The organism is Vibrio comitans, from assembly GCA_024346835.1.
Taxonomy (GTDB): Bacteria; Pseudomonadota; Gammaproteobacteria; order Enterobacterales; family Vibrionaceae; genus Vibrio; species Vibrio comitans.
The window spans coordinates 837,963-850,859 of record AP024867.1; the positions used below are offsets into that span (position 1 = coordinate 837,963).

The 12,897-nt window shown below is 43.3% G+C and carries 11 protein-coding genes; 9 read left to right on the forward strand and 2 right to left on the reverse strand.

From position 1 onward, the window contains the following. Positions 1-75: 75 nt before the first annotated feature. The 3 genes from OCU46_RS17540 (at position 76) to OCU46_RS17550 (ending at position 2,623) form a co-directional block, all read left to right on the forward strand. The gene (locus OCU46_RS17540) at positions 76-246 is read left to right on the forward strand and encodes a hypothetical protein (RefSeq protein ID WP_167495390.1); all 171 of its coding nucleotides are present in this window, start codon (positions 76-78) and stop codon (positions 244-246) included. A gap of 109 nt (positions 247-355) precedes the next feature. Continuing rightward, positions 356-1,804 carry an OprD family porin gene (locus OCU46_RS17545; RefSeq protein WP_141271551.1) on the forward strand — a complete coding sequence of 483 codons (1,449 nt, stop codon included), beginning with the start codon at positions 356-358 and terminating at the stop codon, positions 1,802-1,804. Positions 1,805-2,116: 312 nt separating this feature from the next. After that, a complete protein-coding gene (locus OCU46_RS17550) occupies positions 2,117-2,623 on the forward strand; it encodes a DUF3087 domain-containing protein (RefSeq protein ID WP_141271550.1) in 507 nt (168 codons plus the stop codon). 140 nt (positions 2,624-2,763) lie between these two features. Here the strand turns inward: OCU46_RS17550 and OCU46_RS17555 are convergent, their stop codons facing one another. Beyond that, the gene (locus OCU46_RS17555; protein ID WP_141271549.1) at positions 2,764-4,074 is read right to left on the reverse strand and encodes a serine hydrolase domain-containing protein; all 1,311 of its coding nucleotides are present in this window, start codon (positions 4,072-4,074) and stop codon (positions 2,764-2,766) included. 172 nt (positions 4,075-4,246) lie between these two features. On the opposite strand from OCU46_RS17555, the gene OCU46_RS17560 reads away from it, so the two are divergent. From OCU46_RS17560 to OCU46_RS17570, 3 genes are all read left to right on the forward strand, one after another. Then, positions 4,247-5,146, forward strand: coding sequence for a LysR family transcriptional regulator (locus tag OCU46_RS17560; RefSeq protein ID WP_141271548.1), 900 nt, complete (start codon positions 4,247-4,249; stop codon positions 5,144-5,146). Between the two features lie 13 nt (positions 5,147-5,159). After that, complete coding sequence (locus tag OCU46_RS17565) at positions 5,160-5,930, forward strand: nucleotidyltransferase domain-containing protein (RefSeq protein ID WP_141271547.1); 771 nt, start codon at positions 5,160-5,162, stop codon at positions 5,928-5,930. A 209-nt stretch (positions 5,931-6,139) separates the two neighbouring features. Beyond that, positions 6,140-7,462: an MATE family efflux transporter gene (locus OCU46_RS17570; protein WP_141271546.1), complete on the forward strand. Its 1,323-nt coding sequence runs from the start codon at positions 6,140-6,142 to the stop codon at positions 7,460-7,462. Between the two features lie 169 nt (positions 7,463-7,631). Here OCU46_RS17570 and OCU46_RS17575 read toward each other — a convergent pair whose 3' ends face one another. Further along, complete coding sequence (locus OCU46_RS17575) at positions 7,632-8,858, reverse strand: BamA/TamA family outer membrane protein (protein ID WP_141271545.1); 1,227 nt, start codon at positions 8,856-8,858, stop codon at positions 7,632-7,634. Between the two features lie 310 nt (positions 8,859-9,168). Between OCU46_RS17575 and OCU46_RS17580 the strand changes: the two genes are divergently transcribed. From OCU46_RS17580 to secF, 3 genes are all read left to right on the forward strand, one after another. Further along, positions 9,169-9,606 carry a hypothetical protein gene (locus tag OCU46_RS17580; protein ID WP_141271544.1) on the forward strand — a complete coding sequence of 146 codons (438 nt, stop codon included), beginning with the start codon at positions 9,169-9,171 and terminating at the stop codon, positions 9,604-9,606. Positions 9,607-9,783: 177 nt separating this feature from the next. Next, complete coding sequence (gene secD / locus OCU46_RS17585) at positions 9,784-11,619, forward strand: protein translocase subunit SecD (RefSeq protein ID WP_141271543.1); 1,836 nt, start codon at positions 9,784-9,786, stop codon at positions 11,617-11,619. Positions 11,620-11,621: 2 nt separating this feature from the next. Next, complete coding sequence (gene secF / locus OCU46_RS17590; RefSeq protein WP_141271542.1) at positions 11,622-12,524, forward strand: protein translocase subunit SecF; 903 nt, start codon at positions 11,622-11,624, stop codon at positions 12,522-12,524. Positions 12,525-12,897: the final 373 nt, after the last annotated feature.

The following is a 12,897-nucleotide window of genomic DNA, read 5'->3' on the forward strand; positions in this document are numbered from 1 at the left end:
AATATAGGCACATACAAACAACAAAGTTAGCAATGTCCTAATAGCTAGTAATAAATAATAAGTATTGAGGCTGATATGAATAATCTTGAGAAGGCTAAGTTGGCATTTCAATTATTTGTTGTGAAAGACAAAGAGATTGAATTAAGCGTAACTGAGAGACAGAAATCTATTGCGTCAGAATATTATGAATCAATAGCAACTTTAGAATTGATCGAACAGTTGATGAGCGAGAAAACGAGAGTTTAGTTTTAAGCTGATAGATTAGTTTTAAGAAGAGGGTCATGTCCGCTACGGCAATAGCGGACATGTGCATCCTGAACTTTAGCAGTAAAATCGATACAGAAAGGATACAAAATTGAACATACACAATTCACAAAGTGATGACAAGCTATTACCTGTAAGAAAGAATAAAATTAGCACTGCTTTCATACTTGCTTCTATTTTGCCTTTTACGGTAATAGGTAGCGACTTAGAAGAGGTTGATGCGTTGTCACTTTCAGGTGAAATCATTGATGGGCGTCTTGATGAAATTCTTAGCATATCAGATGAAGATGTAGGCGAGTTTGTCTCTTTAGAGCGAAGCCATACTCTGGACCTATTACTTAAAAATGAATACCGTAATGCTGACCGCCCTAGTGCTTCTGGTGACTATGGTCCTAAAATTGATGCATGGGTGCAATATTTTGGCTTCGATTACCAGACGCAAAATCTTCTGCCCTGGCTGGATATTCAAGCAGGTGTGCATTCAACCGCAAAGATTCACGCTGATCCAAATAAAAGCTCACGCTTTTATTTGGATGGCCACGATGGCTTTACGTTATTCACCGGAACAGTCAACCTGAAACCAACCGATAATATTGAGTTGCAATTGGGTCGCTATGGAACAGATTACTATGCGGGTACTCTTGATTATTTTGTTCCATTATTAGATGAGAGTTCAGTTCGTACTACGCCTTCATATAAAGAAGGGGCGCTATTGAAAGTAAATACTGGTAGTTTTCATTGGTACGGTGCTGTGGCATCGAGGTTCGGTGGTGGTTATTATTCTGACTGGGAAGATTACGGCGTGACCACAATAGATCCCACTACGGGAGAGCTCCAAGTTGATGAAGATTACAAATATTTTCTCTCGAGCATTTGGGACAACAGGCAAGATAGCGGTACAGAAATTGGTGTGGGCTTGTCCTTCATGGAAGAGCATAGCTATCAAGGTATGATCAATGCCTCTCAAATGTATATCGATTCAAATCAATCGTTTTGGAAGGCGGAAATTAGAGCGTTTTACGCTCAATTAATTGGTCGAACCAAAGATAATAACAGCGACTACATGGCCATGATGGGTCTTGACGATGAAGATAATACTTTTGCTGTTTCTGGTCAGTTGACGTTCAATCGAGACGCTATCACCGTGATTGGTTCGATTGGTCAAGTAGGTACTAAATTGAGCCCACTGACTCTTGTTGATACGGATGTGGGTTTCTCTTTTGACCAAAGTATTGACCGAAATCATGAAGATATGTTGGCATGGCAGTTAGGTGGATTTTATCAGGCTACTGAACACCTAAATGTGGGTCTTGCAATGGTGATTACGGATGGTTACGAAGACAGTTCTAAGCAGGTTGAAGTTGTCGGTACGGGAGCTAACTTCATTGTCCAGCACAAAGGGTATGGGCAGCTAAAAGGGCTAGATACGACTCTTATTCTCAACAAGGCAGTAGAATATCGAGAAGGTTCTAGTTTTGGAGATAAGTTGGATTATTACGACATCAAGCTAACTTTCCACTATCCAATTAATATCATCTAACTTGAGAAAGAGCCAACGAACAACTTTTGTTGGCTCTAGCTATGATAGTTATCCTATTAGCTGTCATATCTATTCATTCGATGCTTTTTATATTGTTCAATGCCACTCAAATTAGGGTGGCATTACTTTTAGATAAGTTTCGTATTGATAACTAAACCCTCATCCTCGCTCGCCGATATTGAGTTAACGCAACTCATCTAAGGTTCTAATTTCTTACAAATATTTGTTATCGAGATCCCCGAACCATGTATAATTTTTGCCTTATTGATAGCCGTTGCGATTACTCAATTAAATAGGGACTCTGGTACAAAAATGCAGTTAAAAGACATAGATAAGAAGCAATACCGTTCACGATTAAACGTGGTGATTGTTGCCTGCATTGCCAGCTTAGCGGTTTTAAGTTTATCAGTATCTCAGACACTGATTTACCTCTTTCCTTCAGAGGCGGGCTCTCATTTTCATTGGAATCTATTGGGAGTGATCGTCAGTGCCATCGTTGTTGGGATGACACTACGTAAACTAAAGAGCCACCCTAAAATGGATGAAGTTGCCTACATTTGGGATCTGAAGCATCAGTTGAACTTGATCTACAGAAAAAACAGGAAGCTGCTTGCTGCAGCTGAGGAAGGAAATAAAGATGCGATGTTAGCTCTGCAGTTTAGCTATCAAGGCTCTCGTCAATTGTGGCAGATGGACGACAACACCATCACAATGAGCAGTTTAAATACCGCGCAGAATCAACTGGATAAATGGGTGGAACAGTACGATGTGCAGTTGGATATCTCTGATTATCACTCGGATATTCTAAAAGGGTTTTAAGCAGAAGTTTAACTCTGCTAGTAAGTAGCTTTTGGGTGATCAACCTAGTTATCTGTAGTTAAATTTTCGATTGCTGAATTGTAAAAAAGCCCGCTTACTACATAAAGAGCAAGCGGACTATCGGTTATCTGAAATGCCCTTTATTTCTTATAATGATCTGCGATTGCTTCAAATGCGGCGAGCCTTGGTTGGTTGGTCGCCCTTGCTGCATTGGAGGCAGATTCTGCGGAAGAGAATGTCGCAATGACGAGGTTTTTCTCTTGGTTAATGTATAGGTGTTGCCCAAATACGCCGCGGAATGTTGCTATGCCTTTTTCACTATTGTGTACCCACAGATAGTTTTTGTAACCCTCTAGCCATTGGTCATAGACGCCAGAGTCCTGATCTTTGTACACACTACGATTCATGTGTAATTTCTCATTTTCGGTTAACGCGAAGGTGTCTTTGATCCACGCTTCTGAGAATATTTGTTGTCCGTTGTATTGACCATTATTGGCCATAGCAATCCCGACTCTCGCAAAGTCTCTTAAGGTAGTCGTAAAGCCTCCAGTGGCGACGGGTGTAAATGTCATGTCTGCCATGAAAGTGGCATCGTGCTCTGCACCAAGCTTGTACCAGATGTTTTCAGCAATGAATTGTTGGAGAGGTTGACCAGACACTCGGGCGATAAGCCAGCCGGCAACGTCCACATTGGGTGAGTGATATTCGTATTTATAATTTGGCGCCAGAACAGAGTTTTGCGTGAATTCAGGGGCAAACTCCAGTAAGCCTCGCGGGGTGTCGTCTTTAGTAGGGTCAATCGCCATTAGATCATATGCAGGCACTAAGCCCAGTCGGCGGAAGTACTCGAAGTGCATGGTTCCTGGAGTGATATTGGCGTAGTCCTCACTGTAATCTAGGGCCGATGTCATATTGAGAATGGTTCGAACCGTTTGCTTACCAAAATGGCTACCTTTTAGTTCCTCGATGTAGGTTTCAACGGCTTTATTAGGGTCGATTTTTCCCTGCTCAACTAAAAGCCCAACAGCCTGGCCAATTAGAGACTTGGTGCTTGATGCCCACATATGATGATCTTTAGGACCAAAGGTTCCAAAGTACTCTTCATGCACAACGTTGCCATCTTTGATAATGATATACCCATCAGTGCGGTCATTGATCATCGCTTCTTCGACAGTGTAGTTTACGCCTGCATGTTCAAACTTCAGCTTTGCGATGCTCGAGTCTAGCTCGCTTGGCAGAACGGAGATATTGCCATCTCGAGGAACCATTACTGTCGGGTGAATCCCGATATTTTGAAACGCCCAGTGGTTGTAATCAGGGTGTGTCCAGTTACTCAATGTCACCTGATCTTTTGCTGCAACAGGCACTGAGTACATTGCATTGGCGTTGTCGTTAGCACTTACTGACAATGCGGAGAAGGATGCTGTAATCGCAAGTAGTTTTAGTTTCATGTCATAGACCTTTATTTATCAATTCTTTAGGTTTTAACTTCAAAATGCACGATCAAATCAATGTGATTCTTGTAAGGGGTCATCACGTTATAGATAGATGGTATGCTTTATAATCTGAACAAACGAATCCATAATGTATGGACTTTACATACATTATTTGATGAGCAAAAAGATGATTACCTTAGAGCAGTTGTCATGTTTTAAAGCAGTTTATGAGCTAAGCAGCTACAGCAAAGCAGCCAGAAAAACCAATAAAACTAGAGCCACAGTGCGAGAGCGCGTAAAGGCTTTGGAGGATGTATTAGGCTTTGATTTGTTTGAGGTGATAGGGAAAACCCTTTTCCCAACTGCGCAAGCTGAGCATTTGTATGCAAGGGCAGATAATCTGACTAGGCAGGCAAAAGAGTTCTATAGTGTGGCGTTGTCTACCTTTTCAACTGGGATTACCTCTATAGTCTTGCACCATGATGATCTCATACCTTTATGTTTGCTATCTGATATTGATGATGCCATTGAACGAGAGTTTCCACATATCTCAATCAATTGGTTGCAAAGAGATAGAGAGTCGAGCTTGAAGGATATTGAAAGTGGCAATGCGCTGTTTTCAATTATGCCTAGCATTGGGAAAATCTACCCCAGCACTAAGGTAGGTGTCGTTAATCTAGGGACGTACCAGTATGCTCCTTATACGTCCGTCACATCGAATATTCCTAAGCACCCTGTCGACCTTACTGAGTTGACGATGGAAGATTTTTTGGTGACAGAAAATGCGGTGTTAAACGAAATGCGCTACGCAAATATAAGTAATCGAAAACACCTGATTTCTAACAACGATATGTTGATGCATAAGATTCAAAAGAAGGGATGGACACTATTGAGCATTGCCAATGCTCAAGATTATGTGGACGCAGGGAAACTTCGTACGATAAAAATGAAAGAGACGCTTGGGAGCTTGAGACAAGAAATGGTTTTGTTCTATGGATTGCACTCGGAAATGGACGCAGCAAGAAGTCGCATCATAGACCTTGCTAAAGAGTGTGCGGTTAACTTCGCTAAAGGGCCGTATGCCTAGAGGGGGGTTAAATATGTCAGCGCAAGGAAATGGACTCGATGAGCGCGGGTACATCATAAATAGTTGCTCATTGGATAACATTCAGCCTGAATTTAATACAGTGGTGAATGCGGTTATCGATGAGCTATGTCTATGCTTTCCAGACAGAATCGATGGTATTTATCTCTATGGGAGTGTCCCAAGAGGTACCGCTAAAGTGGGAAAGTCTGATCTTGATGTGTCTATTGTTTTCAAAGATGCAGTGACTAACGCAGACAATGAAGCCTTGTGTTCAATATCTTCATCAATAGCGAAATCACATCACCAAGTCAGTAAATTAGACTTAGACCCTGGCTGTATGCAGAACATATTGCTCCCTCAAGAGAAATATCATTGGCAGTTTTGGCTAAGGCACTGCTGCTGTTGCGTTTGGGGTAATGATCTCTCCCGTCACTTTCCACAGCAAAAGCCAAGTTTGCATATTGCTCGCGCATTGAATGGCGATGTAGATGTGTTTCTAGAACAAATGACGGGTAAGTTTGCACGCATGTCCGAGAATGAAATTAGTCGGGTGCTTGGCAAGAAATTATTACGCTCTGCTTATTACCTAATTGCCGAGCAAGATGGCAGTTGGCATACCGAGATTGCCATTTGCGCAGAAGTTGCGAGAAAGCATTACCCACAGCATAAAGATGACATACAACTCGCCTATCAACTGGCAATTGGTCACCTAGTTTCCAAAGAGAAAGCCTTTGTACTCTATAACAGACTCAGAGAGCCGTTGAATGCGGGGTTTATCAAATAACGGCCGCAACCCCAATCAATTATCTAATGGTTAAAGAGCAATGACTTTTCAATATTAGCTATTGAATTGCCTCAGTGATCTGGATATTTTGTGTCACCTTACAAAGGGGGATAAATATAGCCCCTGTGTAACCTTAACCTTGTTCTCTACAAATTATCAAAAGGCATTCTGTGTTCAAAAACAGCACCTACATTAAAAAGAATATCAAGATGGCTTGGCCAATTGCGATTAATGCTTTGCTAATGCAGGGTATGTTGATGATTGATACCCTGCTGATTTCTCCATTAGGTGAGGGCTCTCTCGCGGCAATGGGAATCGCGAGTACCATCGTTGCTTTGATGCTAGGGGTTCAGAATGCGTTAGCCAATGGTTCGCAGAACGTGTTATCTCGCGCCTTTGGTTCTGGTAAAGAGAGCCTGCTATCTAAATCTTTTCTCTCTGGCATGATCATCAATTTGTCGGTTGCTGTGTTGTTCTTTACGTTGGTAACAATATTCAAATGGCCCCTGATCAAGCTTATTAGTCACGATACGCATTTGTATACAGATATCGATGCCTACCTCTCTACCATTAAATACGCACTACTGCTGACGGGTATTTCTCAGGTGTCTATTGCCCTTTTCAATGCCATGGGTAAGACCAAACTGCCACTATTGAGCTACTTGCTTACCATGCCAGTGAACGCCCTGGTTTCGTATTATCTGATCTATGGGCTAGGTGATTTTTCCGGTATTGGTATCTCAGGCGCAGCTCTAGGTTCAGTGATCGCGCTTGGCCTGAGAATGATGTTCTTGTTAGTTTGTTTACGATATCAAAAGACCTCTAAACTCTCTTTTGAGCAGGCTAGCGACGGTGTTGCCCGCAATGTTAGGCTGCACTTTAAAGAAACTTTTCCTATTGCTGCCAACATGATGGTGTTGGCGATGGGGCTTGCTGCCTACAATCTTTTGTATACGCAGTTGCCAACGGAAGCGTATGCGGCCATCGTTATGATAACGCCGTGGCTTTCAGCGCTGTCACAATTTGTTTTGGCTTGGGCGGTATCATCGGCGATTACTATTTCTCAGGCTATTGGCTCAAATAATCTCGATACTTTGGACTCTGATGTAAGCCTGAGCATTAAAGTTACCATTGCTGTATCTGGAATTATTGCCTTTGCCTCTTTTATCCTGAGTTTAGTGATAGATAAGATTTACCCAGGACATTCACAAACGACCTATCAAGCATTAGCGGTTATTGCGCCTTTGTATATCTTAATGCCCCTGATACAAGGTTATACCACTGTGCATGGTCAGGTACTTCGTGCATTAGGTAAGACAACCGCTGTTTTCAATATCAATTTCGTGACACGCTGGTTAATCGCCTTGCCACTGTGTGCGTTTGTCGTGTTAGTGCTTAATGCCTCAATCTTCTGGGTGTATGCGGTTACGGTATTTGAACAAGCATTGAAGATCATCCCAATGCGCTATCAAGCCCGTAAGTTCTTGCGAGAGTTTGATAGTAAGAAAGCTAAAGAACTAATGTACGAATGATCATGTTAGCTATCACTGGTCGGTAATGCTGTGATCGCACTTTTTAGCTCTTCCATACCCTCTTTAAAATAGTGGTTGGAAGTGAATCCAACTATTGACAGTTTAAGACTAGAAAACAATGTGAGCATCTATGCTCACATTGGCAAAGAAACTGCGCTTTGAGTTAGCGTTAGAACCCTGTTCCCACAGTGAAGTAGAGGGCTTGTTCTTCATCACTAAAGCCTAAGTCGATTCCCATATGTAAGCCGTAACGACGAGCGATCTGGTATCTAAAGCCCGCACCATAAGCATCGACAGTGGTGGAAGAGGTGCTGTTTTTAACACAGTTGCTTTTAAAGCAGTTACCAAAATCGGGGCTTAAACTCTCGTTATGAGTATAACCTAAGCCGTAAAAGCCTAAGATGGTCCAACGGTTATCAATACGATACATCAGCTGTGCCTGTGCTGTGGCCACTTGATCACCCTGATAGCGATAGGCAGATACGCCTCGCAAATCAATATAAGGGTTGGCAGTAGGGGTGAGCATAGTCTCATCAGTACTAATAGAATCAAAGCTTGCAGCAAAGGCGACAATCCACTTCTCACCGATTGGAACAAACGCTTGCCCTTCTACAGAGAGAGTATCGTAATCGTGGTCGGCACCTATCTCTTCTCGGTGCCACATATAATCGGCATTGAGTGAATAGCCTTTAGTTGGAAAGAACATATTGTCACGGCTATCGTACTCGACCACTAAACCCAGACCTGAGTTATTGGTTTTATCCAGATCCATGAACTGCAGTGTCATGTCCACTAGCGTGTTTGAGGACTCTAGTGTTGACGTGCTCCACACTTGCTTCGCCCCAAGTAACCAGTTGGTTTTAGGAAGGCGAAATTGGACTTGCTGCATGATCACCGCAAAATCGGTTTCGGTATCGAATTTAAGAGCGGGTATTTCACCAATAAAATCAAGATCATAAGGGTTTGTGTAGATATCGATATTGGCGTGGCCAATTGCGCCTCCACCCATATAGCGAATGCTGTCATTCATCCAGGTTCGTCTGTGTCCTGCGGCGACTACCCAGGTACCATTTTCAGTGCCAGCAGCGGCTACCGCTGTCATCGCTGGAGGAACTAATTGGGCTCCACCATCAAGAGATTCTTTTGCCAGTTTTTGACGTCGTTCTTTTTCTTCGTCGGTTTCGTGTAGAAACAATCCAGCTACGCCACCGCCATAGCCCACTGCGGGTTCAGTGATTATGATAGGCACGGGAAGAAAGCCGTAGGCGTTATCGGCTAGATAATCACCCATGTCAAACCGTCCATCAATGGGGTCGGTAAACGATGCGAATGAAGCGGTAGGCAAAGCGCTTAAAGACAAGAATGCAGCAAAAGAGAGGTGTCGAAAATGGGTCACTGTAGAGCTCGAGTTAGATTGAAAATCGAGCTGATTGTACGGACTTAACGCAATCTGCAAACTACCGTTTGATGGATCACCTCCTACATTGAAACTTATGCTTGGGATAATGAATTAGAGAAGGTGAGTACTATGCCTAGCGAGTCTTAGCAGAGCTTCTTGAATCTAATTGTGGAAGCTTATCTCAACTGAATGATAGTTAATTTACTATGAAAGAGAATTGATAAGTTTTTAGTTGTAAGTCTTTTCAACTCAGCATAGGATGCTCTCGTCGAATGGTTGAATTCGATATTTTTACTATGAGAGTGTTATGCCTTTATTTATTATCAGACGACTAGTGATACTGCTATTTTTAGCAGCGCTTGCCCCTATGCAAGCACTCGCGTTCGATACAAAGGCATCTGGCTTTTTCGACGAAATAGCGGCATCTAGTCAGCTTTTTGAATCGGAATCGACACCTGAATCTGAGATACCTGCAAGTACTTCTTTTGTTGCGCATAATACCTTGGCTATTGTGCAAAACCAGCGCAGTGTTTCTGTCCCCAAGCAAGATTTAGACAGTAATGATCTAACGCGCAACACCTCAAACCCCAACGAGTCTTGTTTTAATGATGACGCCTATGCATTTACTGCTAAATGGCAAGCATCTCGCTGTTCGTTTCATCATGATAAGAGTGCTCATAGGCTTGGTGGCTGGAAAGACAGCAACGCCTTATATGTCGCTCTAAACGGCCAATTTTCTTCATAGATCTCATCGCTTAATTGTTCGTAATCCAGCTAGGTTTTTACTGACTGGATGCCGCGAATCTACAATGACACCTAGCTCTATACAGCCACTAATTAATTAGTGCGATAGCGCCTACCTGTCATCTTCCAAAATCAATCGAATTTACTCTGTCCTTAGGGATGGAGGGATAGCTTATATATGAAGAATAAAGCCATAACCCCAAAAAGCAGAAAGCGACTTAATCACTACTCTGCATGGAAATACGTCGTACTTGTTGTCACTGTTATCATCCTTACGCTCAGTGCTATTCCTACATGGTTTGGTGAGAAGCCCGCAATACAGATACAAGTTCCAGAAAAGAAAGTGTTTAATACCTCAATTCAGACGTTAAAACACTCGCTAGAAGAACAGGGAGTGCCTGTTTTGTCAGTGACAGAGCAGGATAACCAGATCTCGTTGTTATTTGATAATGAATCTGATCAAACTCACGCTCGTAACCTCTTAAACAAGCAATACTCTGAAGAATCTATCGCTTACTCCTACCAGTCAGTAGCACCACAATGGCTGTCGAATCTAGGTATGAACCCAATTAAGCTTGGGCTCGATCTTCGTGGTGGTGTGCAGTTTTTATTGCACGTTGATGTTGATAAAGCATTGCAAGAGCAGCAATTAACCATGGTCGAGGACATAAGGGCTCATCTACGTCAAAACTCGATTAGAAATGTGCAAGTCCGAGTAAGCAGCGGTGATGCCATCACTGTGAATGTTCGTGATTCTAAGGCTCAACAACAGTTGATTGAGTATGTGCGTACCCACTTTCCTGATTGGCAAATCAGTGCAGGCTCCAACGGTTTTAACTTAACGCAGAATGAACAAAACCGTACCGCTCTTCAGTCCAGCATAGTCCAGCAAAACTTGCAGATCATGCGAGGTCGAATCGAGGAACTTGGCATTACTGAAGCTATGGTACAAAGACAAGGTGCAGACAATATCCGTATCGAACTGCCTGGCGTTCAAGACCCTGCTCAAGCGAAGAATGTTATTGGCGCAACCGCGAGTCTTGCGTTCTATGAAGTCAAAGGAGGGTCTTCGGCCTACAGCCGTCAAAACCTTGTATTGCAAGATAACGATGGTCGCTCGGTAGTGCTTGATAACAGACCTGTACTGACAGGTGAGCACATTACTAATGCTCGTTCTGGTATGGATGAAATGGGTATGTCAGAAGTTAACATCACACTTGACCACGCTGGTGGCAAGAAGATGAGTGACTTCTCCGCCACGCATATTGGCAAGCCAATGGCCACTGTATATCGCGAATATCAAACCAATGCAGAGGGTGTTACTGAACGTAGTGAGCGAGTGATTAGTGTTGCGACGATTCAATCTCAATTGGGGAGTCAGTTCAGAATTACCGGTGCGGGTTCAATGCAAGAAGCGCAAGAGTTAGCAATGCTGCTTAGAGCAGGCTCACTGACGGCTCCAGTGACGATTGTTGAAGAGCGCACCATTGGCGCATCACTAGGTGCGGAGAATATCCAAAATGGTTTCGCTGCCTTGGCGTTCGGTATGGGGATGACGCTACTGTTTATGGCGGTTTGGTATCGTCGACTCGGTTGGGTGGCAAACGTAGCACTTTGTACCAACATGCTTTGCTTACTAGGACTGATTGCCTTACTTCCAGGGGCTGTGCTTACTCTGCCGGGTATCGCTGGCCTCGTATTGACCGTGGGTATGGCCGTAGATACTAACGTGATTATCTTTGAACGAATCAAAGACAAAATGCGCGAAGGTCGCAGCTTTGCTCAATCTATCGATGCAGGGTTTGATAGTGCGCTCTCCACTATCCTAGATGCCAATGTCACTACCATGATCACTGCGGTGATCCTTTACTCCATCGGCAATGGCCCTATTCAAGGATTCGCGTTGACCTTAGGTCTTGGCCTATTGACCAGCATCTTCACCGGCGTTTTTGCCTCAAGAGCGATGATTAATTTAATTTGGGGCCAAGATGCCCGCCGTGAAGTGAGGGTGTAATCATGGTTAAGTTTTTTAAGCAAAATATTCGTAAGGTTCGCTACTTTACCACCGTTATCTCAGTATTACTCACGGTAGTTGCTATAGCGGCAATCGGCGTTAAGGGATTAAACCTTGGCCTAGATTTTACCGGTGGCATGGTAACTGAAGTACAGCTAGACAAAGCGCTGTCGAGTAATCAGATATTGAAACAGCTGCAGCCTGAAATGGGGGAGTCAGTGAGCGTTACCTCGGCAGGTGAAGAGGGGCGTTGGGTGATTCGCTACTCGATTCCTGAAGATGGCTCAGACGCAGTGGATGTCGGCTCAGTGTTATCGTCTTATTCTGACCAAGTGCAAGTGGTTAGCAATAGCATCGTTGGCTCTCAGGTAGGACAAGATCTATTCGAGCAAGGTGGATTAGCATTGATGCTTTCCATCTTATCCATACTGGGCTACCTGTGTTTTCGCTTTGAATGGCGACTAGCGAGTGGTTCGCTGTTTGCGCTTTTTCATGATGTGATATTGGTTCTTGGCTTCTTCGCGCTCACTCAGATGGAGTTTAATCTAACAGTATTTGCCGCGATTCTGGCGATTCTGGGATACTCATTGAACGACTCAATCATCATTGCAGATAGAATTCGCGAACTGCTGGTGGCCAAGCAAGGTAAGTGCACCAAATGGGTGAATGACCAAGCGATTATTGCGACTTTCTCGCGCACTATGGTGACGTCGGGTACTACCTTGATTACGGTTGGGGCATTGTGGGTGATGGGGGGCTCTGCTCTCGCTGGCTTCTCGACGGCAATGTTCATCGGAGTCTTATCTGGTACTTGGTCATCCATTTCTATTGGTACGGTTTTACCAGAGTGGCTGAACTTAGAAGCAAAGCATTATCAACCAGTTGAGATTGATGCTGCGCCTTGATTAATCAGAGTCAGCATTTCATCTAGCGTATCGCAAACGAGCAACCTTAATTCATTCAGTTAGGGTTGCTCTTTCATATCCAGTGTACTCAATTTCATTTCTTGCTGCTTCGCCCCTCACTAAACCGATAAAGTTATTTGGATATTATAAATCCGTCGATTTTGGTTTTTAATGAGTCGTTTATTTTTGCTTTTATCTTCAAAGAAAAATCCGTTAACTATCTGATTAAACTGATTTTATATATAGGTTAGTTTTTTTATATCCAATATTATGACCTACTGATTTATTGACGCCTCAACACAATAGAATTCTTCATCTCAACGCACTGATGTGCATACCACTCCCTAGCAGAGCGCGATTAACAGGGAGCGTG